Consider the following 25,612-nt stretch of genomic DNA (forward strand, 5'->3'; position numbering starts at 1 on the left):
TATTACATAAAGTAACAAAGATTTTAAGTAGTTAATTTAGCTTTTTTAACTACAAACATATTATACAAGGAGGTAATTATGTTTATAAAAGAATTTATTGAAATTTTACTTGAAGGCGGATTACTGATACTGCTTGCAGCGGCAGGATTATGTCTTTTTGAAAACAATCAGAATGAGGAAGAAGAAACTCCCGAAAAAAGATGTAATAAAATAAAAAAGACTACCCCGTTTTATAACTTCATCATAGAAGACCCTGACAAAATGAAAAAAATCCTCTGACAGAACCAAAAAAACAAAAAACAGAAAAAATAAAACACCCCGCCTGTGTGATATTTTAGTGCTGAATAAATAACCGCCGCCACCCGTTTTACAGATTCCCGCTGTATATTTTTAGCATGCTCCAATACTCCCCTGCTTTCAGGGTTATTTTCAAGCGCACAAAAAAAGATGTCTCATTAAAGACACCCTATATTATATAATCAAGCGTGTAATTTTCTTCATATTTATTCAGAAGATCCTCAAGAGTTATGTTATTCAGAAGATTACTTACTGCTTCGTCTATTTTGTCATATACTTCTTTACAGATTATTGATACGAAAACTGATTTATCTGCAGTTTCCTCACACTCAGGTATATCTATGGTTTTTTCCAGACATCTTAGTATTGTTCCCACAGATATTTCCGACGGTTTGCCGGCCAGCTTGTAACCTCCGTATGCACCTCTTGTGCTTACGAGCAGTTTTTCCCTATTTAATATCTGAACTATCTGTTCAAGATATTTTTCCGAAACACCCTGACTGGCTGCTATATTTTTTAAGGATGTACATCTGCTTTTGGTGCAGTTCCCTGCAAGTTCCATCATCAGATACAGTCCATATCTGCCTTTAGTAGATATTCTCATTTATTATCACCTTTATTATTTATATAAAATATAATCATTGACTACGCGAAACATTATATCACATTTTTTAATTCATATCAAATAACTAGGATTTATCTGATACATTCATTATTTATATTATAAAATATATATTTTTAAATTGACTTTTCATATACAATCATATAAAATAAATCATACTAAAAAACTATGAATTAGAAACAGGAGAGGTTATGGAATTAGATTTTATCTTTATGAAAGAACAGATCCCGTTATTTGTAAAAGCTTCTGTGCTTACGCTTCAGATAGCTTTGCTCGGAATAGCCGGCTCTGTTCTTTTAGGCATAATAAACAGCGTTATTATTTATTATAAAATAAAAATACTGGATAAAATTGTCGCTGTATATGTAGAAGTTTCAAGGAATACACCTCTGCTAATACAGATTTTCTTTTTATATTTCGGACTTCCGGCACTTGGAATAAAACTAAGCAATTATACCTGTGCCCTTACCGGAATAATTTTTCTCGGCGGAAGCTATATGACAGAAGCTTTCAGAGCCGGACTGGAATCTATCGAAAAAGTTCAGATAGAATCCGGACTCAGCATAGGGCTTTCCAAAAAACAGCTTATGCGCTATGTAATATTCCCGCAGGCGTTTCGTATTGCACTGCCTGCCATAGGAGCAAACTTTATTTTTCTTTTAAAGGAAACTTCTGTTGTTTCTGCAATTTCAGTAGCGGAACTTTTATACACTACAAACAGCCTTATTGCAATATATTACAAAACTTATGAAATGTTGTTTTTACTTGTTATTTCATACTTTATCCTTATTGGGCCGCTCTCTTTTATTCTATATCTTACAGAAAGAAGGATGAAATATGACTAATTTTGACTACAGTACACTTGCTCAGATTTTTCCTGCTTTACTTGAAGGTTTGTGGGTTACTCTGAGAATTGCCCTGTTCTCTATAATTTTTTCCGTTATATTCGGAATTATTCTTGGAATTATCATGAATTCCCAAAATATTATTATACGGATAGTTACCAGAGTGTACCTCGAAGTTTTCAGGATTATACCTGTTATTGTATGGCTCTTTGTGGTATTTTTCTGGATTCCCATGGGTACAGGTCTGAATATTACTGGTGAAGGTGCCGCTGTTTTGGTATTTTCCATGTGGGGAAGTGCTGAAATGGGAGATCTTGTCCGAGGAGCAATAGAGTCGCTTCCGAAGATACAGTCTGAATCGGCTAAATCTATCGGATTAAATAAAATACAGATATACTATTATGTTCTTATACCTCAGGCATTAAAGAGAGTTATTCCCTCTGCCATAAACCTGAGTACCAGAATTATCAAAACTACTTCCCTTGTTGTCCTTATAGGAGTAGTTGATGTAGTAAAAAAGGGACAGCAGATAATCGAAAGGACAAAAAGTGCATTCCTTATATATGCCCTGCTGTTCTTTATATATTTTATAATTTGTTATCCATTGTCATATTATTCCAGAAAGCTGGAAAAATCAAGGGAAAACTAATTTTATTGTGAGGTGAGAACAATTACAGAACCGGTGTTGGAACTAAAAAATGTTTCAAAATATTATGACAAAAAGAAAGTATTGGACAATGTAAGTCTGAATATAAAAAAAGGCAGTGTAAATGTCATACTCGGCCCGAGCGGCTGCGGTAAAAGCACTCTTCTTCGCTGCTTAAACGGCCTTGAGCCTATACAGGAAGGTAATATCGTATTTTCCGGAATAAATTTAAATGATAAAAAAGTAAAATGGGAAAAAATAAGACAGCAGATAGGAATGGTTTTCCAAAGTTATGACCTTTTCCCGAATATGACTGTTATTGAAAATATACTTCTTGGTCCGCTGAAGGTTCAAAAAAGAGATAAAAATGAAGTGCTTAAACAGGCAGAAAGTCTTTTGGAAAAAGTCGGGCTTGCAGACAGAAAAGACTCATATCCCAAAGAGCTGTCAGGCGGTCAGAAACAGAGAATTGCAATTGTAAGAGCACTTTGCATGAATCCTGAAATAATGCTTTTCGATGAAGTAACTGCCGCTCTTGATCCGGAAATGGTGATGGAGGTTCTGCAAGTTATGCTGGATCTCGCAGGGCAAGGTATAACAATGGTAATTGTGACTCATGAAATGAGATTTGCCAGAGCAATTGCAGACAGAATAATTTTTATGGATGAAGGAAAGATATGTGAAATGAAAGATCCGGAAACTTTCTTTACGAATCCTGAAACAGAACGTGCAAAATTGTTTTTAAATAAATTTACATATATAGAAAATATGAAAAGGAGCGATTAATCATGAAAAAATTATTATTTTTAAGTCTGATGGTTTTAGTTTTATTTGTATCATGCGGAAATAAAAATGCCGCTGATGATAGTGCCAAAACTAGCGGAGAAATAGAAAAAATCAAAAAAAGAGGAGTATTAAAAGTTGGTGTTTTTACAGATAAACCGCCTTTTGGTTTTATTAATGAAAAAAACGAAAATGACGGCTTTGATATTGCGCTGGCAAGACAGTTTGCAAAAGACCTTCTTGGTGATGAAAATAAGATAGAATTCGTCCCAGTGGAAGCTGCGAGCAGAGTTCCCTTTTTACAGTCTGATAAGGTAGATATAATTATGGCTAATATGACTGTTACTCTTGACAGGGAAAAAGTCGTTGATTTTGCCAATCCTTATATGAAAGTAGCTATACAGATACTGGGAAATGATAAAGACAACGTAAAGTCCGTAAATGATCTGAAAGGTAAAAAATTAATTGTTAATAAAGGGACAACAGCTGATATCTTTTTCACTAAAAATTATCCTGATATAGAACTGCTTCGTTTTGATCATAACACAGAAGCTTTTCAGGCTCTAAAAGACGGAAGAGGTGCTGCTCTTGCACATGACAGTCTTCTTCTTTATGCTTGGGCAAAGACTAATCCCGGATTTACCATAGTTAATGAAAAACTGGAAGAACCGTCTCCTATTGCGCCTGCCGTAAAGAAAGGGAATAACGAGCTGAGAGAATGGATTAATAACGAACTCACAGAATTAGGAAAACAGAACTATCTTCATAAAATTTATGATGAAAAATTAAAAGACATCTTTGGAGATGCTGTAAGTTCTCCTGATGAAGTTGTAACAGAGGGCGGCATACTCAAGTAATTCTTTTTAAAATATAATATCTAAGACTTTGATAATCTCAAGGTCTTATTTTTTTATTTAAATATCGAAAATATACGTTGTTTCCTTGACTTTTCATACTTTTAATAATAAAATATTCATAACTATATTTATAAATAAACAAAATGATAAATAAAAGAGGAGCTGAGGAAAAATGTCACAGCAGTTTGAAAAACTGACTTCCGATCTGTTAAAAGCCAGATTTCCGTTACTTTATATTAATTCCTGGGAAGAACAGAGAATTATCGACCATGTTAACTCCATGGCGCAAAATAAAGAGTTAATAAAGACTACACGTAATGTTTTTACATGGTCACTGACTGATGGTCTGGTACCCGAACAAAGTAACACTGACAGCTTTGACAAGCAGCCGCTGTCTGATACTACCGCTCCTTATTCCTTTTTGGAATTTATAGAACAATATGAAGAAGCGGCTATTTTTATAGCAAAAGATTTTCATGTTTTTTTCGGACAGGAAGGAAGATATTCTCCTGATTCGAAAATAATAAGAAAACTGCGTGATTTAGCACCAAAATTACGTACAGGCAAGAAACCGAAAAATATTATTTTTGTCTCTCCTGTTCTTGTTTTACCTGTGGAATTGCAAAAAGATGTCACTATTATTGACTTTAACCTTCCCACTGTGAAAGAAATAAAGGAAGTTTTGATTGATTTAATGGAGGCAAATTCACAAAATCCAAAGATTGAAATTAACCTGAGCGAAGATGAAGTAATGCGTATGGCTACAGCAGCACAGGGGTTGACATTAAATGAAGCAGAAAATGCATTTTCCAGAGCTTTGGTAAAAGATGGAAAAATGAATATCAATGACTTAAAAATTATCACTGAGGAGAAACAACAGATTATTAAGAAAAACAGTGTTCTTGAACTGGTTAATAATAATTTTGGTTTATCTGAGGTCGGCGGTCTTGGAAACCTGAAAAAATGGCTTGCCAAAAGAGAAAAAATCTGGCTTAGTTCAGGAAATTTTCCATATCCAAAAGGAGTTCTTATAGCAGGTATTCCGGGCTGCGGAAAGAGTCTTATTGCCAAAGCAATCAGTGCCAGCTGGAAATCTACCCTTTTAAAGCTTGATATTGAAAGGACATTTAACGGTCTGACAGGAAGCAGTGAGGAAAACATGAGAGAAGTAATAAAAACTGCTGAAGCTGTTTCTCCTTGTATTTTGTGGATAGATGAAATAGAAAAAGGTATTCCCGCTGTGGAAAATCTTAATGACAGCAGTCCTTCCAGCAGAGTTTTCGGTAATTTTCTTTCATGGCTCCAGGAAAAAGAAAGTCCTGTATTTATAGTCGCTACTGCAAACAATATCAGTCATCTGCCCCCTGAGCTGATGAGAAAAGGCAGACTTGATGAAATTTTCTTTGTTGACCTTCCTGTTTCAAGTGAAAGAAAAGAAATATTTTCAATTCATATAAAGAAAAAGATAGGAACTGATTTGCTTGATTTTGAAATGAATGACGGCACGCTCACAAAACTTTCAGATATAACAGAGGGCTTTACCGGGTCAGAAATAGAGCAGGTCGTCATAGAAACACTATATAATGCATATTCAGAAAATAAAAAAGTACAAATATCCGATTTTATAAAAATTATAGAATTCACAGTTCCTCTTTCGGTGACACAGCCTGAAATAATCAGAAATCTAAGAAACTGGGCTGATACAAGAGCTGTAAATACTACTCCGAAAAGTGAACTTAGCGGCTACACTGATAATACAAAAACAGAATCCAGTAATGGAGAATATAACGTTATCGTCAGCCGCGGCGGACGGATGTTAGATTTCTAATCATATAAAAATTTAAAGGAGTATTTTATGAATTATAGTTATAATGAAGAAAAAGCAAAAAAACCACTTATCATCTGGGCTCTTCTCACTTTCTTAGGAATCTTTAACTGGATTTTATTTTATTATGCCGGTTTAGATTCCAAAGATAAAAGATATATTTATGTGGGGCACTTTTATCTTATAATAAGCACAAGTTTCATACTATCTGTCTCATTTAACTGGTATATACTGTCATTAATTTTAGCTTTTTTTGCGTTGTTTGGTTATCCTTTTGGTATTCTATACAGTTTTATAACATTAAGTTCCTACAGAAAGAGGCTTGTTTTACTTGGGAAACTCACTCCTTCTGATTTATTGAACCATAATATAGGTAATCTTAATAATATTGAATTGGAACACTTGGTAAATACTAAATCTTATAACAAAATTCAAACAGGACAGGTATTCCAGAATACTGACGAAGCTGGCAGTTATAATGATAACTTTATCGAGAATAGAGCAGAAACGCCGTTAAAAAAGACTCCGCTTCAGGAAACACCGAATATAGAAGATAATAATTTTGAAAAAATAAATATTAATTCTACTTCTGAATCTGAATTTACAGTAAACACTAGATCTTATAGCAAAACCCGGATAGAACGGGTATTCCAGAACGGTGACGAAGTTAGCAGTTTTCATGACAGCTTTGTTGAGAATATAACAGAAACGCCATCAAAAAAGACTTCGTTTCAGGAAACAACAGATATAAAAGATAATAATTTCGAAAAAATAAATATTAATTCTGCTTCTGAATCTGAATTACTGTTATTACCAGAAATCACTCCGGAAATCGCCAAGCGAATAATTTCTGTAAGAGATCAGGCAAATGGTTTTAATTCTATTGATGAATTGGAGACCCTCGTAACTTTAACCCCGTATATAATTTCAAAACTTCAAAATAAAATTATATTTGGAAAATTTGAAAATAAAAATGCTGACAACAGCAGTGAACAAAAAAACAAAAGAATTCTTGATATATAGAATATAAATAAATTTACTAAAATAATGAAAGATCAAAAGGAGAACTTATGAATTCAGAAAATAAAAAATCCGTATCTAATCTATGGGTATTTCTCACAGCCTTTGGTATTTTTAACGTCATAATTTTTTATCATGCTGGTATAAAATCAAAATCCGGGAAATATATAAAAGTTGGTCATTTTTACTTGCTGCTTATTTTTCTTTCTATTTTTATAAATTTAAATATTTCTTTTATTACAAATACTGTATTATTCTTGTATTTAACAGGTTATGTCTTTGGATTACTTTTCGCAGTCAAGACTTTCCCTTCATACAAAAAAAGACTTATAATGTTAAGGCAGCTGGACACTAACTCTTTAAATAACAAAAAAATATATCTGATGAGTAATCAAAATCTGGAAGATTTAATAAGAAACAGTTTGCCTGTTTCCTTAGAAAGCACCGTAAAAACTTCTGTCTTTACTAATTCAGATAATTCTAAACCTGATATTTATACTGAAAATATTGAAGATGAATATCTCGAGTATAACGGAGAAAAAATCAAGATTAACAGTGATTCTGAAGAAAAACTCGCTGATCTTCCATTTATAACAAAAGAACTAGTCAGAAAAATTATATTGGAAAGAAAACTGGGAAGCGGCTTTAGAAATGAGGGTGACCTGCGGAATAAACTCGGACTTAATGAACGTAATGCTAAAATACTGGAACGAAGAATTGATTTTTCATTTGAAGATAAACAACAACAATAAGCCATAAAATAAATAATAAAGTAATCTTACTAACAAAGGGGGTTCTATGATTGATAATTTCATATTTACAATAAACGCTGTTCTCCCTGTTTTTATAATGATTTCACTGGGATATATTTTTAAACGCATAAATCTAATTAATGAAAATTTTATCAGTACTGCTAATAAATTTGTTTATATGGCTGCCATTACAGCGTATTTATTTCGCTCTACTGCTATGACTAATTTTCATGAAATAATAGATTTGAAGTTTATTTTATTTATTACTGCCGCTACATCACTTAGTTTTCTGTCTGTCTGGCTTATAGCCGAACTCTTATTTAAAGACAAAAGTTCAGTGGGAACCTTTGTTCAGGGGTCTTTCAGAGGAAATTTTGCTTTTATAGGAATTCCTATGGTAATAAGTATTCTTGGAAATGAAGGTGCTGCCAAAACATCACTTGTGATTATGTTTGTTATTCCTATATATAATATTCTTTCTGTTTTCATACTTTCTATACGTTCATCAAAAAAGAAAAAGCTGAAAATAAAAAGAATATTAATGGATGTTTTGAAAAATCCCTTGATTATATCTATTATGTTTGGTATAGTTTTTTCTCTTTTGAACATAAAGATTCCTTATCTTCTGGATAAACCGCTTGAGTCTCTCGGAAGTATCTCTACTCCGCTTGCACTTATTGTTATTGGAGGCTCTTTCAGCTTTAGGAATGCAGGAACAAAATTAAAACCCGCTCTTCTGGCAGCTTTATTAAAAACAACTATAGTTCCTTCTGTAGTTATCTTTTTTGCTATATTATCAGGACTTAGAGGCGGAGACCTTATTATTATATTCGTTATGGCAGCAGCTCCCACGGCTATCAGTTCGTATATCCTCAGTGTTATTATGGACGGAGACAGCGACCTCGCAGCCAGTATTATTATATTCTCTACGATTATTACAGCTTTTACCAATACTCTGGGAATTTATCTTTTTAAGAGTTTTGGGGTTATATGATATTTTGAATTTACTATAAAAGGCAGTGTTACCCACACTGCCTTCACCATATCCATTTCTAACTCCGCCAATTACCACGATATTCTAAATCCGGCTTTTATCATCTGGTTATCATTATCGTCAGATATTCCTTTATTATATTCACCATATAATTTTATCTTATCCTTAAATCCATACTCTATTCCCAACCCAAGATTCAGATCATCTCTTCCTGCCTCTCTTGATTCCAGTACCACTGTATCACTAAAGCCCGCAAACTTTATATCTCTGTCTTTATACGGATTTCCTGTTTCGTATGAATATTTTACTTTTGGTACTACCTTAAAACTGGAAGTCCCATTTTTAAACACAGTCATTTCTGATTCCAGTCCTATTTCCGGTCTAACTGAGAAAGCATCCGACGGTTTCACATCCATACTGTAATTAGTCCCACTTTCTGTATATCCGTCCTGTGATAAATAATCAATACTTATTCCTGCCATTGGTCTCAGATTTATTCTGTCTGTTATATCATGAGTATATTTCAGCTGTGTTTTTCCATTTACAGACCATGAATCAAAACTTCCTTTTACTTCCCTGTTTGAATTATCATATGTTATTTTTCTGCTTGTATCTGTATTTGATATATTATAACCAAGGGTACTTGTCCATACAAGTTTATCGGTCATTACCTGTTCCACAGCTCCTTTTATTGTCCATGTATCTGTATCTTGGCTTGATTTACAGCTGTCTTTGTAATCAACATTGGAATTAAGATACCCGATAAATCCTCCCACAGATGTATTCTCTCCTGTTTTTTTCATCATTCCTGCTGTGAATCCAAAGCTGTCACCATCATAACCCATAGTATTCTCTTTTGTATCAGCCTCTGTATTTCCTCCAAGAAAGTTTAAATAAAATCCCTGATTAACATCTGATTTTTTATCTAATAATTCAAACACGCCGTTTTCAAGTATTTTATTCTGCTGTAACTGCTGATATGTCAGATTAGACACCACACTTTCTCCGGTTATTTCTTCCTGAGCTTTTTGTGCCGCTGCTTCTGAAGTTACATTTTTCTTCAAAGAATTATACAAGTTATTTTTTTCGCTGTTATTTTCTGAACCGGAATAATTACTTTCAAGCACTTTTCCCAGATCGCCGCTGAATACCTCACCAAAATCTTTTCTTTTCATTGTCATACTATATTCATCTGACTCATTTTCCACTGAAGCTGTGAAAAGATACGAATCTGATACTACACTGCCTGATCCTTTTATATCATTTACCTTCACATTCTCCAAAATATAACTGTCTTCTGATGAATTCATGGTTCCTTCTGCATTTACATACATATCTCCCTCTAAATTCAATGTAGATGCCTCTATTCCGCCTGTCTGAGTATCTAATATAAATTTCCCTTCACTTTCTATTGTAAAACTGCCTGAGGCTAATATAGTTCCGGCATTTACCAATGTAGATGTACTGTCCAAATCATAAGCCTTACCGCCTGAATTAGAGTTATTTGTATTTACACTTGTTTTATCTTCATAGTCCGTATTCTCCTGAGTTACAGGATCATTTCCATTAAGAATTATTTGTGAATTCTGTCCTATTCTGACAATACTGTAATTCTCTGCTTTTATTCCTGTGGCATTTTCACCGTCTATTCTTATTACTCCGTTATTTGTAAAATCAGTATTGCTTACATACACACCTGTTTTATTTTTACCAGTCAAATGTATTGTTCCATTATTTACCACTGTTGTCGGAGTATCAGATTCTTTAGAATATATACCGTAATTTCCGCCGTTTCTTATTATTCCGTTATTTACTGCTCTTCCGCCGTTATCCAGAAGTATACCATAATTCCCTGTATTTTCTATTGTTCCGTAATTTGTTATTATACTTCCTGCCACAGCCACTGCACCCTGATCACCAGTATTTCTGATTACTCCTTCATTAATACCTCTGGAGTCATTTCTCAGATACATTCCTCTGCTTCCCTGATTTTCTATTGTTCCCATATTTACCGCATCAGAATTTACAGTTGCAAACATTCCAATACTTCCGGTATTAGAGATTAACCCGGTTTCTTTATTAGTTACAATAGAATTTTCCGAGGCATACATACCATATTCATTGCTGTTATTCACCAGTCCGTAATTTTCCGCCTCAGCTCCCGAATTCACATGAATACCAATTGCTCCATCATTCGAAACTATACCGCTGCTCTCATTAACGAATATAGAACCGGCTCCAAGTACATACACTCCGTAATCCTGTGTATTTTGCACCGTACCATAATTATATCCTCTGCCTTCATTTCCTACATACATTCCGTGAATCCCTTCATTTACTATAACTCCCCTGTTTGTCCCTGTTCCGGAATCAATTATATGCATTCCGTTATCCCCGATGTTTCTTAATGTTCCGTTATTTTCTCCTGTTCCCTGTGCTATATAAACGCCGTATTTTCCTGTATTAGCCACAGTTCCTGTTTCATCATTCACAAAAGAAGAACCGGCTTCTGTAACATATACTCCGTATTCCTGTGTGTTACTTATTATTCCTTTATTTACTGCATTTCCTGTACCTATAACATGGATACCGTATTTTCCATTGTTGGAAATTACTCCTGCTGTTTCATTCACAAATACGGCATTTCCTCCCGTTATATATACTCCGTAATCTTGTTCATTGCTTACCGTACCGTTATTATAGCCCTGAGCTCCGTTTTTCACATATATTCCAAATGTTCCGCTATTTGCTATCAATCCGTTATTTATTCCCATTGCTGAATTTTCTATATCCATACCATATCTTCCGTTATTAGATATAACTCCTGATTCTTCATTTACAGCAATTGAACCGGCATTTATTACTGTTATTCCGTTATCTCTTTTATTAGCTATAGTTCCCGCATTTTTCCCGGTTCCTTTGTTTGTAATGTACATACCGTGAAATCCACCGTTCTCTATTCTTCCTGAATTTGATATGCTGCTTCCGGATTCAGAATACATCCCTGCATTACCTGTGTTCTGTATCACTCCTGTTTCGCCGTTTATTCCTGTGCTGCCCAAAACTGCCTGTATTCCTCTGTTACCTGCATTAGTTATAATTCCGTCATTCTGAACAATACTTCCTGTCTCTTCTGCATACATTCCATAGTCAGTCCCGTTGCTTATTACTCCGTTTACTTCATTTACAGCTTTCCCTCCATTTTTTGCAACCATTCCATATGCTTTTTCATTTCTGACAATACCGGAATTCACAGATACACTCCCGGCTCCTTCTGTATATACTCCATAATCACCAGTATTGCTGATTGTCCCATTGTTTGTCATCACTGCCCCTGAATGAAGTGAGACTCCTCCTTTATTCCCGGCTATTGTTCCTTCATTTATAAAGTTTGCATTTTGTGATATTTCTGCAGAGAAATTTTTCGTTTCATTGTCTGTATAATACGATTCTATGATATATTTATTTACTACATTTGTATTATTATCTATTGCCCATAAAGCAATATTGTCATCTGCCCTGACATTTCCTGCTGTTTCATAATTAATCAGACTGCCCAAAACCTTCTTTTCTGCTTTAATTACTTCATTTTCTTTGACCACAACTATATTTTTTTCTTCATCTTTTACTTCTTTTTCGAAATCATCAGACAAATCTTCCGCTTTACTATCTTTGTCTCCTTCATCTTTCCCCAAATTATCTGTGTACTCTGACATATCCGGAATCTTTATTTCATTTCTCAGATTTGTGCCAGATGATTTTTTCAATCTTCTATTTCCATTTTTATCAGACATTTTATATTCTGAACCTAACATAATAAATTCATTTTCATCTTTAGCTTCTTTAGCTGTAGAAATAGAATTTACAGCCAGCAATAAAAAAATTACATTCATTACTCTTTTTGATTTTTCTTTCACTTAAACTCACTTCCTGTTTTTAATTTTATTTCAAAACAATTAATTTATTTCTATCTTATATTTTAATTATAACATTTACAATTTTGGAATTTCAACTCAATTATATGAAAAACAACCAAAAGAAAATAATCCGTTAATTTTAATGTTACAGTCCTGTTACATTAAAATTCTTTTCTAAGCTTTACATCATTTGAAAATGATTTTTCAGGAAATAAAAATAAAAGATTATGAGCCTTATTATAGATCTCATAATCTTAATATGTAAATATTTAAATTTTTTTCAAATTATTTCTTATTTCTCAAAAGGAAACCATCCGTCTGTATTTTCTATCTGCTTAAATAAATCATCAGGTATCGCCAGTTTTTCTTTAAAACTGCGATTTAGCCTTACAGCTATTTCATCTTCATGATCTTCCTCTGTTTTTTTCACCCAGTCAGGCTCTATTATCAGTTCTCTGCCCAGTGCTGTCATATCCGCACCGCCGCCGACTACTTCCAAAGCCTCATCAGGTGTATGAATACCTCCTACAGCTATTACCGGTACTCTGCCGTTTACTTTTTCAACGATCATTTCTACCATTGATTTGTCATATCCTGAACCCATACTTGGCTTTGCATGTACATCCTGAAGCGAGATGTGGATATAATCCAAATCTTTACCTATAAGTTTTTCCACTAAAACCAGAGTGTCTTCTATTCTTATTCCCGGTGTTTCTATTTCTTCCGGAGAAAATCTGTATCCTACGATAAAGTCTTTTTTCCCGTACTCTTCGGCTACTCTCTTTACTTTATCTATTACTTTCATAGGAAAAAGCATTCTCTTGTTTATGTCTCCGCCCCATCTGTCAGTTCTTCTGTTTGAATGCGGCGAGAAAAACTGCTGTATCAGATAAGTATTTGCCCCGTGTATCTCCACTCCGTCAAAACCTGTATCTATAGCTTTTTTAGTTGCTTTCCCGAAATCATCTATAATCTGGTCTATTTCAGCCTCATGTAATTCTCTCGGAATTACATCAGGAGTCCTTGGACTTGGAATATTTCCTGCACTTACTACTTCTCCGCCGGGGACTAAAGCCGGCACCGCCATTCTTCCGCCGTGATGTATCTGCAAAACTGCTTTTGTTCCTTTATTTCTAATTATCTCTGATAATCTTTTTAAATTCTCATCAGCATTTTCCGCAAATACTGTAAACTGTCCCGGAAATGCAATTCCTCCCGGTGAAACTCCTATACATGCAGTTATAAGCATCCCCAGTCCTTCTGCTCTTCTTTTATAATACTTCAGCTCCTGTTCAGAGACTGTTCCGTCAGGATTCCCGGAAAATGTCGTCATTGGCGCCATTACTATTCTGTTTCTTACCTCTGCACCATTTTTTAAAGTTATTGGAATAAATAAGTTTTTATACTTTTCTTTCATTATAATTACCCTCGCTTTCCAAATAAATTTGTTCATACAATCATAATTAATTATAACAGATATATAAAAAATAAGGAAGTAAAAAATAAAAAGGCTGTGCATAATTTAACCACAAACCTTTTCAATAAGTTATTAATTTTTTTAAACAATATTATTTATTAATTCCAAAGTCAGAAAATCTGTAGATTTCAAATTCATATCCGCAGCAGATAAAATCTTCGCATCTCCTATTCCTATGGAATAAATGCCGGCATCATTAATAGCCTGAAGCCCTGCATAAGAATCTTCTATCCCCACACATTCAGCTGTATCAAGTCCGAGCAGCTCTGCCCCTTTCTGAAAAATATCAGGAAACGGCTTTGCTCTCACAGATCCGGGTTCTGCAATATTATCAAAATATTCAAGTAATCCCGTTTTTTTCAGAATCAGGGGTGCATTCTTTGAAGCTGATGCCAATGCCAGTTTATACCCGCTCTTTTTCAAATCTGATATAAAAACCTCTATCCCCGGAAGAATGCTGTCTTTATTCAGCCCGTCCAGCAATTTCAGATATCTGTCATTCTTTTCCTTCATCAGCCTTTCTTTTTCATCTTCTTCCAATACTACATTTCCAAAGTCAAGTATCTTTTGAAGTGAATTATATCTGTCTATCCCTTTCAGACTTTCATTAAATTCCTCATCTATTTGTATCCCCAGTTTATCAGCTGTTTCTTTCCAAGCAAGGTAATGAAACGGCGCCGTATCTACGATTACTCCGTCAAGATCAAATATTACTCCTTTTTTCATGCTTAATTCTCTCTTTCTAAAAACAGCCTGACTGATATTGCCAAACTGTTTATTTATTATTCGATCACTTTAGTTATAATTTTATTCTCATTTATTAATATGAAATTTTCAGATAGTCCTTTAATTCATATTTTTTGCCATTAATATACACCTCTAAAATATCATCACTTTTAGAAGTTAACTCTGTATATTCTTTACATGTCTTTACCCGCAGTCCTTTCCCCCTGAATACCAGAGGAAATTCCAGTTCTTCCCAGACATCAGGCAGCAGAGGATTTATGCTGAGAACTCCGTTATTTTCACTTACCCCGCCAAATCCCTTTATGCATGCAAGCCATACAGCTCCGAGAGATGCGGCGTGTATTCCGTCATTTGAAGAGTTTGGATTCGAACCAAGGTCTATAAGGCAGGCTTTCTGAAAACATTTATAAGCGATATCTTTTTCTCCGAAATATAAAGCTGTTATTGCATGAATTGCCATACTTAGTGATGAATCATGAATTGTTTTGCTTTCATAATAATACCAGTTTTTTCTGATTATTTCACTGTTGAATTTATCCTTAAACAAGTACAGAAACATCACAAGATCTGCCTGTTTCAATACCTGCATATCCACGACCTCATCACGTGTATAATCTTTCAAAATCCCTTGTTTCGAGTCACTCTCCACATATTTGCCGATATCTATTATTTTTTTTGAAAGAAAAGTGTCATCTTGCGGAATAATTCCATTTTTATCAGGCTTCGGAAGATAAATTTTTTGTGTAAAATCTTTAAATAACGGCAATTCTTTATCAAGTCCTAATTTTTCTGATAATTTTAAATATAAGCCATTATCTGTACTTTTAAGTTTTTCAAATAATTCAACTGTTCTGGAAACAGTGTATTCTGCCATATAATTAGTATATGTATTATTATCAATATGCTCTGTATATTCGTCAGGCCCTATTACATCCTTAATCACATATTTACCTGTTTCCGGATCTGTTTCAGCCTTGCTTACCCAGAATTTCCCGCATTCAGCAAGTATTTCCAGCCCCATACTTTTCATGAATTCACTGTCTCCGCTTACATGAAAATACTCTATCACTGCATAAGCTATATCTGCCACTATATGTATCTCTTTTTCAGCAGACCACACTCTGTTTGCTTTTCCGGTTTTTATATTTATTGCTGCGAATTCCGGAGTTTCTTCTTTTCCGTCAAAAGCGCTTTCCCAAGGGAATAAAGCACCTCTGAAATTTTTTGAAACTGCTTTTTTCTTAGCTTCATCAAGATTGATATATCTGTATTCCAAAAGCTGTCTTGCTGTTTTCGGATTAGTATAAAGAAAAAACGGAAGCATAAATATTTCAGTATCCCAAAAGACATGTCCCTTGTAGCCTTCACCAGTAAGACCTTTCGCTGCTATGCTGAACCTGTTATCATGAAACGGAGTCATAATCTGCATATGATATAATGAAAAATTTACTGCAAGACTATCGAATTCATCACTGCTTTTTATTTTAATTTCACTTTTTTCCCAAAAATCCTTCCAACTCTGAGAACTCTTTTGAAATAACTCATCATATGTGCTATTTTCCAGTTCTTTTATTTTTTCCAGTGAATACAACCCTATATCGGTATTTTCCGCGTTGAATTCCTTATCAAGAGAAGTATAAACCAAAGAGATTTTCTCTATTTCCAAAATTTCTTTCTTTCTTATTATTCCTGATATTTCTTCCAGAAGTTTACGGCGTTCTATGGTAAAAGACTTATTAAAATCAGGCTTCACTTTCAGAAATGTATTTAAATATATATCCACGCTGCTTTCAGTGGTTCTTTGAATATACTGCATGAATTTATCTTCATATACTCTTTTTTCAATTTCATAAAAATGCTGTACACCTGAATTTGTCTGTCTGGCATCTATACCGCTTTTTATTTTCACTTCTGCACCTTCATCAAGAGCCTCTATGCTTATCTTTGAACACACAAGATGTCTGTTTTCCAAAGATACATATCTTCTGAAAATCATTTTGAATCTCTTATTTCCCGAATTTTCCCAGATAAGCTCCCTTTTCAGCTCACCTGTTTTCATATCAAGAGCAAAGCTGTATTCATGCACTTTACCCATAAGAAGGCTGAATCTTTCATTATCAATAATAATATCGAATGCTGTCACATCAGCAATGTTAGGAAGTTCGGTTACTTCATTCAGTCCGGCTTTATTATAAGTACCGGCTATAAAAAATCCCCGGCACTGACCCGCGTAATCCTCTTCAAATCCCGCTCTTATTCCCATATAACCGTTCCCTAAAGTCATTAATGCTTCGTGCTTTCCTGATGTTTTCTCAGAAAATTTTGTTTCTTCTATTCTCCATTTATTTATCATAACTCTATCACTTGTCCTGTTTCAGCTGAAGTATACAGTGCTTCTACCAGTTTCTGTATCTCATAGCCTTCTTCGGCATTTGTAATAAGAGAGTTTTTATCTCCCTGACATGCATTAATAAAGTCCCTTACACTTTTTTCCTGTTTATTTTCATCTGCTGTAACTGCTTTTTTGATATCTGCCAGTTCACCGTTAACCTCTGTATAAATTTCCATTTCCGAGAGATTCATTCCGCCTTCGGTACCGAATAACTCTACATTCATTATAGTAGTTTTCTCTTTTATATTCAGTGCAAACGAAGTTTCCAGATTTAAAACCCCTCCATTTTCAAATTTTATATATCCTGTGAGAAAGTCTTCCACCTGAAACTTTTCAGGATTCCATTCCCCTAAAGTCCCTTTATTTTTTTTATTTCCTATTTTAGTATACGAAAAAGCAGAAACAGACTTTATTTTAGGAAATCCTGCGAGATATAACGCCACATCCAGCATATGAACACCAAGGTCGATAAGCGGTCCGCCGCCTTGCAATTCCTTATTTGTAAAAACGCCCCATCCGGGAATCCCCCTTCTTCTGAGGGCTTTTATCCTCCCGTAATAAATATCTCCAAGCTGCCCTGATTCTATTGCTTTTTTCATATATTCCACATCCTGAGAATGTCTGTGATGAAAATTATAAGCAAGAACTCTGCCCTTTTCCTTTGACAGATTCAGCATTCCCAATGCTTCATCTGCCTTTATCCCCGGCGGTTTTTCACAAAATACATTACAGTTATTTTCCAGTGCCAGCACTACATTTTCATAATGAAATTTATTTGGTGTACATATACTTACAATATCCAGCTTCAAAGTCTCAAACATCTCTTTTGCAGTGGAAAAATAATGAGGTATATTATACTTTTCTGCTGCTGCACGGGCTTTTTCAGGAACAGTATCCACAATTGCTGTTATTTCCAATTCTTCGGGATATTTCTGATAATTTGCTATATGAACTGTTTCAGCTATCTGACCCGCCCCTATTATTCCTACTTTTAATTTAGACATAAAAATCTCCTATTCGCAGCTTTTCAGATATTCCAGTGATTTTTGATATTCTTTTTCAGGATTCTCTCCTCTTATTCTGCACTCATACACTACATATCCGTCATAATTTATATCTTTCAGAGTTTTAAACAATTTTTTGAAATCCATGCTTCCTGTACCGGGCTGAAATCTGTGATTTTCAGCAATATGTACATGTTTTACAAGGTCTTTGTTATCTATAAGCGACTGGAACATATTATCCTCATCTATATTCATATGATAAGCATCTGCTATTATTTTTACATTCTGAAATTTTCCTTCTTCTATTATACTTCTTGCCGCAGCAAGAGTATTTATCATATGATCCTGATATCTGTTAAGTGGTTCGAGAAATACTGTAGTATTAGTTTCTCCTGCTTTTTTATCCAATATTTCAAGTGAATCCAGTATAGCTTTTCTGTCACCGACTTCACTTCTTGGTGACTGCATCGGCGGCAGTCTGAAAGTAAACATTCCCCATGCAGCAGGTACTACTATCCCTTTTCCGCCTATTTCCTGCAAAGCTTCCAGTATCTTCTGTATATCTTCTATCCCGTTTAATCTTCTCTCTTCTATAAAGTCACCTATCCAGCCTCTGTATCCTCCGCACGCGCTCACTACGGGAAGTCCTGTTTCCTTGACAGCTTCTTTTACTTCGTCAAGATTATTAAGCAGTAATGAACCGTCTATCTCATATCCGTAAAATCCCATTTCCTTTACTTTTTTGAATCTCTCTTTCAGGCCTCTTGGTAAAAAAGCCTGATCCTGTGTACAAATCTTTAACATGTTATTTTCCTCCTACTATTATTCCCATTTTTATGCTTAAATCAGGATGCTGATCCACATATTTTTCATATGCTTCTGCCGAGTCCGCAAAGTTCACCACAGGGTCTATTATATCTTCACATTCAATATAATTTCTCATTAACAGATCCCAGCATGTTTCTTCTATTCTTTTTCTGTCCCATCTTGGGTAATCACGGTTTGGTTCATTTGAAGCTCTTGAAAACACTATTTTCGCATTGTTAAAATGTGCTTCCCGCCCGAAGTTCAGCCCTTCAGGAAATGGTTTTGCAAATGCCACATATGATATTGTTCCTCCGTAAGCCAGTCCTTTCAGCGATGACTGAAGAGCCTGCATACTTCCGCTTGTTTCTATTATAGAGTCTGCTCCCATTTTATCCGTAACTTTTTTTATTTCAAGACCTACATCACATGTCGTAGGATCATAACAATAATCTGCACCATGTTTAGCCGCTATATCTCTTCTTATTTTTATAGGGTCTACACCTATTACTATTCTTGCCCCGGCTTTTTTGGCAAGCTGTACCAGAATCTGCCCTATTGCGCCAAGACCGATTATTACTACATAATCTCCTGCTCTTACGTTAGCATCCCTGAATCCGCTCATAGCAAACTGTGCAGGATCATAGCACACTGCATTTTTCCATGAAACACCTTCTGGAAGTTTTCTTAATTTATAATTATCCACTGCATTTACTATCTGTGTCTCCCTTATGGGACCATATGAACATACAGTATCTCCTATCTCGAATTCTGTAACATTTTTTCCTTTTTCAGTAATTTTTCCCACAAACATATTACCAAGGTTAAATTCTCCAAAAACCACACCTCTTGCTTCACTTTCACCTCTTTTTTTGAAAATCTGCCATTCAGGATCATAGTCTTCATCTATAAAAGGACTAAGTCCTCTGAAATCCACCACTTCTGTACCATGTTTCGGCGAAGCGAATTCCACTTTTACCTTTACTTCGTTGTCTGCTGTTTCTCTGTCTTCATAATCCAGTAATTCAGCCTTTCTGGGTGCTGTAGCAATTAATGCTTTCATGATTTTTTCCTCCTGTTTGTTATCTTCTAAAATTTATTTTTTATACCTGTTAAAACTATATAAATATAAACCAATGTACAGAATATTTTTTCTGATGTCGGATAAAATTATCCTTTTACCCCGCCGGCTACCATATTTCCCCTTATGAATTTTTCCGATACTGCGTACATTATTACTACCGGAAGTGCTGTCACAAGCGATGCCGCCATCATTCTTCCCCAGATATAATCCGGCGTATTAAATAATGCATTAAGTCCTATAGGCAGTGTGAAGTATTCGGGTGAAGATATGAATACTACTGCGAACAGGTAATCATTCCATGCTATCATAAAACAGTATATAAATACTGAAGCAATTCCCGCTAAGGAAAGCGGTATTATTATTTTGAAAATGACCTGTATTCTGTTCAGCCCGTCTATCATCCCTGCTTCTTCCAGATCTTTCGGTATAGTATCAAAGTAGCTTTTCAGCATATAAATTGAGGTTGGCAGCGTCTGTACCACCAGTGTTATTATCAATGCTGTTTTTGTATCGTGAAGTCCGAGTTTTGACATAATTCTAAACAGAGGTACTACCAGAAGAATCCCAGAAAACATATATACAGTATAGAAACTGTCATTTATAATTGTTTTTCCCATGAAATTCAGCTTTGATAAACTATATCCCCCGAATATCCCCGCAGCTACAGATATTATTGCTGTAAATACTGCTACCAGAAGGCTGTTCTTAAAATAATTCAAAAACGGAAATATCTTAGGATTGAATATATCCCTGTAATGTTCAAATGTTATATTTCTTGGTATTATTGTCGGCGGATACTGTATAGCTTCTTTTGCACCTTTTAATGATGTAGACAGCATAATTATAAAAGGAAATAAAATTATGAAAAGCATAAATATCAGTGATACATAAAATATTATTTTATTTATTTTTCTTGCTGTTTTACTATTTCTGTTCATTTATATCCACCTTCTTTCTTATAAATATTATAAACGCAAATATTATTACAAAGAGCAGTATTGAAATTGCCGCCGCTTTACCGAGATCATTTCTTGCGAAAGCCATCTCATACAGATATACTCCCAGTATATTTACTTTTTTTGTGAGCAGGTATACATCTGCGAACATATAAAATACCCAAATGGTTCTCAATGTTATTACCACCATAAGTACAGGTTTTATACAAGGGATGGTAATAGCAAGAAACTGCTGCCACCTGTTTGCCCCGTCTATTTCAGCCGCCTCATACAATGTGCTGTCTAATGTCTGCAGTATTGCCAGAAATGATAAAAACGCATACGGGAAAAACTTCCATATAGAAAATAATACTACCAGTATAAAAGCACTTGTAGGATTATCAAACCACAGCGGAGCCTCTGACAAAATATGCAGTTTATCCACAAGCATGTAGTTTATGATTCCGTATATATTATTAAACATATATTTCCATGCAAATACCAAAGATATAGAAGGGACTATATAAGGAAGTATTATCAGAGACCTTGCCGTTCCTTTAAATCTAAAATTTCTGTTTACGAAAATTGCTACGCCGAGACCCACTGCAGTGCTTCCGGCTACAGAAAAAAATGTGTACAAAACAGTAAGAAACAGCGATTTATAGAAATTTACATCTGTTATTACCGTAGAATAATTTTTTATTCCCACTATTTTTGGTGCCAGTCTTGGATTTAAAGGAATTTTCTGAAAACTTATTATAAAGTTATAGATCATAGGATAACCTATCAAAAGAACTATTAATAATATGCTTGGTGCCAGAAGTGCCACGGCCAGCTTTGTATCCTTATAAACTTTAGGTTTTTTCATGATTTTCTCCTATTTTTTATTTTGTTGCCCTGTTTTTATATAAACACAGAATCAGTATAATCTGAAAATTTATACCGATTCTGTCGTTTTTTATTTTGTAATTCCAGATATTTCTTCCTGTGCAGTTTTCATTCCCGCAGCTATATCTTTGTTGTTTACTATTATTTCATTTATCATTCCGCCTATAATTCCTGCGTTGGTAATGTCACCCATTACTATGAAATTTTTCCCGTCTACTACACCGAACATCTGCAGATTATTAAATGAAGATGTAAGATCGGCGCTAAATGCCGCAAATGTTTTTACTACTTCGTTAGATGTGTAATCAGGACTTGTTGCTACTGATTTTATCACAGGCTGAAGCCCTCCCGGCGACATAAGTATCCATTTTGCATTTGACTGGTCTTTCAGCATAAATGCCACAAATTTTTCTGCTGCTGCTTTTTGTTTTTCATCAAGTCCGTTTGTTATAGTAAGTGCAGATACCACTCCAAAAGCTGCTCCTTGTTTCTTAGTAGGTACAGCATATCCTAAATCATCTGTTATTCCTTCTTTGTAAGCAGCCGGAAGAATATAAGTAGAGTAAATAACCATTGGTGCTGACCCGTTCAAAAATGCATCCTTTACCTGTGATACGTCATTTGAACCGGGCATTGTATATTTTGCCAGTTCTTTGTAATATTCTATTGCTTCTTTCATTTCAGGAGTCTCAAGAGCTGCTTTTCCTTCTCCGTTCAGTACATTTGCTCCGTTTGATAACGCAAACTGTGAAAATACCTGTTCTGTCATTACGCTTTTTGCTGTAGCGAGAGCTATACCGTATTTTTTATTGGCAGGATCGTTAAATGCTTTTGCTGCTGCAAGAATATCTTCCCAAGTTTCAGGTTCTTTAAGACCTTTTTCCTGAAAGGCTTTTTTGTTATACCATACACCCTGTACCCATCCGCTTATAGGTACAGCGGCATAATTCGCACCGTCTTCTGTCTTTAACACTCTTAATGCACCGTCATAAAAGCTGTCTGCTCCTTTATCCTGTATTACTTTGTTTACCGCTTCATAGTCTACAAATTCATTTTTTGCCATTACTTTTGCATAATCATTGCTTACTTCTATTACCGCAGGAAGTTTTCCGCTTGATCCGAGAGTAGTTACCTTAGTCTGGTAAGAATCCTCGTCCACCGGTATCTGCTTTATTTTTATATCAGGATTTTCTTTTTCAAATTCTGCTATTATTTCATTTATCTGATCAAGTCTTTCCTGTTCCACCATTGAATGCATAAATTCCACAGTTACCTGTCCGCCTGCTGCCCCAGCTGTATCACCTGTTCCCGCATCTTCTTTTTTCCCGCAGGCAGTCAGAAAAATAATTCCAATAAACAATATCATTAACCTCATACTTATTTTTTTCATAATTTCTCTCCTTTATATAAATATTATTTAATTTCCAGCCATGTAAATCCATAAGGATCTAACTTAATATGATTTCCTTCTGTTGTAGAATTCTCAGCTGCCACTGCACGCTTCACTTCGTAAGGAATTTCCAGCGAAACTTCTTTATCTGAAATATTATTAATAACCAGTATTTTCTCTGTTTTATCTACAGATGTTCTAATAAAAGAGAATACATCACTGCCGTAATTCTCTATTTTCTGCTCTGCATCAGGATTAAAAGCTTTTTCCGCTTTTCTCGATTTTATCAGTTCTTTTAGTTTACTGTAAATTTTACATCTGATTCCATCTTTATTTTCAAGCTCTGAGGTAATCTTTTCGTATTCCAGCTTTTCTCTGTTTATAGTACGGTTCATTCCTGTGATTTTTACACCTTCATAATAATTCTGCGAACCGAGTATACTGTGTACATATACTGCCGGCACCCCCTTAAATGCCAGTAAAACAGCCTGTGCATTTAAAAATTTATTTACTTTTATATCATCTGTATCATTTTTTTTGGATACTGCATTTATATATGAGGAATTTATCTCGTAAGGACTTAGCGAGCCGTCTGTATTTTTCTTATACGAAACTAACGCACCTTCCTGTTCAAGATTTTTTACCATTCTCAGTATTTTTTCCTCCTCAATTATTCCTCTTACAGGATTTATCCCTATTCCGTCATGCGAAGCGAGAAAATTAAAGTATGTTACTTCATCACTGGGAACTTCAAGATTTGAAGCCCATCTGCTGATTACCGTACTGTCTCCGTACATTATTGTGTAAATCACCAGCGGCGGAAGGGGAAACTGATAAACCATCTGCGCCTCGTCTGTACCGTCTCCAAAATATGAAATATTATCTTTGTGAGGGACATTTGTTTCTGTTATCAGGATGGCTCCGGGAGCTGCCTGTTCTGCTGCATCCCTGAAAAGCTTTATTATTTCATGTGTTTTTTCATGGTGTATACATGCTGTACCCAGCTCTTTCCACATAAAACCTACTGCATCCATTCTTATCCAGCTTGCACCTTTTTCCAGATAAAAAAGCAGGACATCCAGCATTTTTATAAGAACCTCCGGATTTTCAAAATTCAGATCTATCTGATCATCGCTGAATGTTGTCCATATATATTTTTTTCCGCAGCTTGTATCAAAAGCAGACAGCAGCGGATGTGTCCTTGGTCTTGTAACCAGACTTACATCAGTATCTTTATCCATTTCTATGAAAAAATTATCATACTCGGGATTACATTTCAGATATTCCTGAAACCATTCACTCTTGGCGGATATATGATTACATACAAAATCAAACATCAGTCTGAAATTTTGTTCTATTTTTTTTATATCATTCCAGTCACCCATATTTTCATGGATTTTTTTATAATCAATTACAGAAAATCCATCATCTGATGAATATGGAAAAAATGGAAGAAAATGTACTAATTCAAATACATCCTTAAAATATTTCCCGGAAAAATCATCAAATGTTTTCAGTGTTTTCTCACCGTCTCTGTATATCTGATCTCCATATGTTATCAAGAGAACATCTTTTTCATCCCATTTTTCTTTTTTCTTAGCTGTTTGTTTTTTTCGGGCATTACTTATCATTGTTTCTATTATCTGAGTATATCTTTCGGCTGTTTCTTCGCCGTATACTTTTGTCATTCTTTCTTTAATTATTCCCAATTTTATAAGCTCCTTTCTGTTTTAACCGCTTGTTTTATCTGCGTTCGGCAGATATAAGCTGTACTCTTATTATTCTGAAAGCATTTATTCAAAGTGCTGTGATCATAAAGCTTCTTCAGAATCACTGCTGAATAAATGACATTTTTCCATATCAAGTTTGAATATTCCGCTGTCTTTCAGCCGCAGACTATCTTCCTGATTCAGCGTCAGCCTTGCTGTTATCTGATTTCCGCCGCAGTCAAAGTATACTATCTCTTCATTTCCCATCTGTTCTTTTACCAGTATATTTCCTTTCAGTGCATTGCTGTCACCATCATGTCCTAGTGTAATATGCTCCGGTCTTATTCCGAATGCCACTTCTTTTCCTATATAGGCTTTTACTTTTTCTTTCATAATCTCAGGAAATTCCAGTACTGTATCTTTTATCGCAAGTGCCATTTTTCCGTTTCTTTCTTCTATTACCCCGTTCAAAAAGTTCATTGTAGGCGATCCTATGAATCCCGCCACGAACTTATTCGCAGGATGGTTATAAAGATTCAGCGGAGTCTCTACCTGCATTATTTTACCTTCCCTCAGCACACATATTCTGTCTCCCATTGTCATTGCTTCCACCTGATCATGGGT

General features: G+C 34.9%; 22 protein-coding genes. 9 read left to right on the plus strand and 13 right to left on the minus strand.

Annotation, left to right across the window (positions count from 1 at the left end):
- Positions 1–78: 78 nt before the first annotated feature.
- Positions 79–279: a hypothetical protein gene (locus NK213_RS14065; RefSeq protein ID WP_253350242.1), complete on the plus strand. Its 201-nt coding sequence runs from the start codon at positions 79–81 to the stop codon at positions 277–279.
- A 187-nt stretch (positions 280–466) separates the two neighbouring features.
- Here NK213_RS14065 and NK213_RS14070 read toward each other — a convergent pair whose 3' ends face one another.
- Positions 467–901: an Rrf2 family transcriptional regulator gene (locus tag NK213_RS14070; protein ID WP_253350244.1), complete on the minus strand. Its 435-nt coding sequence runs from the start codon at positions 899–901 to the stop codon at positions 467–469.
- A 209-nt stretch (positions 902–1,110) separates the two neighbouring features.
- On the opposite strand from NK213_RS14070, the gene NK213_RS14075 reads away from it, so the two are divergent.
- From NK213_RS14075 to NK213_RS14110, 8 genes are all read left to right on the plus strand, one after another.
- Positions 1,111–1,764 (plus strand): amino acid ABC transporter permease, encoded by a 654-nt coding sequence (locus tag NK213_RS14075; RefSeq protein WP_253350246.1) that lies wholly within the window; start codon positions 1,111–1,113, stop codon positions 1,762–1,764.
- Entirely contained in the window at positions 1,757–2,413 is a 657-nt protein-coding gene (locus NK213_RS14080) for an amino acid ABC transporter permease (protein WP_253350248.1), read from the plus strand. The genes NK213_RS14075 and NK213_RS14080 overlap by 8 nt, the downstream gene beginning before the upstream one ends.
- Positions 2,414–2,446: 33 nt before the next feature.
- The gene (locus NK213_RS14085) at positions 2,447–3,196 is read left to right on the plus strand and encodes an ATP-binding cassette domain-containing protein (RefSeq protein WP_253350249.1); all 750 of its coding nucleotides are present in this window, start codon (positions 2,447–2,449) and stop codon (positions 3,194–3,196) included.
- Between the two features lie 2 nt (positions 3,197–3,198).
- Positions 3,199–4,050: a transporter substrate-binding domain-containing protein gene (locus tag NK213_RS14090; protein ID WP_253350250.1), complete on the plus strand. Its 852-nt coding sequence runs from the start codon at positions 3,199–3,201 to the stop codon at positions 4,048–4,050.
- A gap of 172 nt (positions 4,051–4,222) precedes the next feature.
- Positions 4,223–5,878 (plus strand): AAA family ATPase, encoded by a 1,656-nt coding sequence (locus NK213_RS14095; RefSeq protein WP_253350251.1) that lies wholly within the window; start codon positions 4,223–4,225, stop codon positions 5,876–5,878.
- A gap of 27 nt (positions 5,879–5,905) precedes the next feature.
- On the plus strand, positions 5,906–6,898 hold the full coding sequence (locus NK213_RS14100; RefSeq protein ID WP_253350252.1) for a helix-hairpin-helix domain-containing protein: 993 nt from the start codon (positions 5,906–5,908) through the stop codon (positions 6,896–6,898).
- 47 nt (positions 6,899–6,945) lie between these two features.
- Positions 6,946–7,647 (plus strand): hypothetical protein, encoded by a 702-nt coding sequence (locus NK213_RS14105; protein ID WP_253350253.1) that lies wholly within the window; start codon positions 6,946–6,948, stop codon positions 7,645–7,647.
- Positions 7,648–7,693: 46 nt separating this feature from the next.
- Positions 7,694–8,641 (plus strand): AEC family transporter, encoded by a 948-nt coding sequence (locus tag NK213_RS14110; protein ID WP_253350254.1) that lies wholly within the window; start codon positions 7,694–7,696, stop codon positions 8,639–8,641.
- 71 nt (positions 8,642–8,712) lie between these two features.
- On the opposite strand, the gene NK213_RS20680 is transcribed toward NK213_RS14110, so the two are convergent.
- The 12 genes from NK213_RS20680 to NK213_RS14170 form a co-directional block, all read right to left on the minus strand.
- On the minus strand, positions 8,713–12,558 hold the full coding sequence (locus tag NK213_RS20680; RefSeq protein WP_253350255.1) for an autotransporter domain-containing protein: 3,846 nt from the start codon (positions 12,556–12,558) through the stop codon (positions 8,713–8,715).
- A gap of 292 nt (positions 12,559–12,850) precedes the next feature.
- Positions 12,851–13,975 (minus strand): NADH-dependent flavin oxidoreductase, encoded by a 1,125-nt coding sequence (locus NK213_RS14120; RefSeq protein ID WP_253350256.1) that lies wholly within the window; start codon positions 13,973–13,975, stop codon positions 12,851–12,853.
- A gap of 141 nt (positions 13,976–14,116) precedes the next feature.
- Positions 14,117–14,761 (minus strand): beta-phosphoglucomutase, encoded by a 645-nt coding sequence (pgmB, locus tag NK213_RS14125; protein WP_253350257.1) that lies wholly within the window; start codon positions 14,759–14,761, stop codon positions 14,117–14,119.
- A gap of 94 nt (positions 14,762–14,855) precedes the next feature.
- The gene (locus NK213_RS14130; protein ID WP_253350258.1) at positions 14,856–17,135 is read right to left on the minus strand and encodes a glycoside hydrolase family 65 protein; all 2,280 of its coding nucleotides are present in this window, start codon (positions 17,133–17,135) and stop codon (positions 14,856–14,858) included.
- Positions 17,132–18,178, minus strand: coding sequence for a Gfo/Idh/MocA family protein (locus NK213_RS14135; protein WP_253350259.1), 1,047 nt, complete (start codon positions 18,176–18,178; stop codon positions 17,132–17,134). Before NK213_RS14135 ends, NK213_RS14130 begins: the two co-directional genes overlap by 4 nt.
- A 9-nt stretch (positions 18,179–18,187) precedes the next feature.
- Positions 18,188–18,982 carry a sugar phosphate isomerase/epimerase gene (locus NK213_RS14140; RefSeq protein WP_253350260.1) on the minus strand — a complete coding sequence of 265 codons (795 nt, stop codon included), beginning with the start codon at positions 18,980–18,982 and terminating at the stop codon, positions 18,188–18,190.
- A 1-nt stretch (position 18,983) separates the two neighbouring features.
- Positions 18,984–20,045 (minus strand): zinc-binding alcohol dehydrogenase, encoded by a 1,062-nt coding sequence (locus NK213_RS14145; RefSeq protein WP_253350261.1) that lies wholly within the window; start codon positions 20,043–20,045, stop codon positions 18,984–18,986.
- A gap of 107 nt (positions 20,046–20,152) precedes the next feature.
- The gene (locus NK213_RS14150) at positions 20,153–21,004 is read right to left on the minus strand and encodes a carbohydrate ABC transporter permease (RefSeq protein WP_253350262.1); all 852 of its coding nucleotides are present in this window, start codon (positions 21,002–21,004) and stop codon (positions 20,153–20,155) included.
- A complete protein-coding gene (locus NK213_RS14155) occupies positions 20,991–21,869 on the minus strand; it encodes a carbohydrate ABC transporter permease (RefSeq protein ID WP_253350264.1) in 879 nt (292 codons plus the stop codon). Before NK213_RS14155 ends, NK213_RS14150 begins: the two co-directional genes overlap by 14 nt.
- Before the next feature lie 90 nt (positions 21,870–21,959).
- Entirely contained in the window at positions 21,960–23,279 is a 1,320-nt protein-coding gene (locus NK213_RS14160) for an ABC transporter substrate-binding protein (protein ID WP_253350266.1), read from the minus strand.
- Between the two features lie 23 nt (positions 23,280–23,302).
- Entirely contained in the window at positions 23,303–24,988 is a 1,686-nt protein-coding gene (locus NK213_RS14165) for an alpha-amylase family glycosyl hydrolase (protein ID WP_253350268.1), read from the minus strand.
- 102 nt (positions 24,989–25,090) lie between these two features.
- A partial coding sequence (locus tag NK213_RS14170) for a TOBE domain-containing protein (RefSeq protein WP_253350272.1) occupies positions 25,091–25,612 on the minus strand: 522 nt, incomplete at its 5' end.

Source organism: Sebaldella sp. S0638, assembly GCF_024158605.1.
In the GTDB taxonomy this organism is placed as follows: Bacteria; Fusobacteriota; Fusobacteriia; order Fusobacteriales; family Leptotrichiaceae; genus Sebaldella.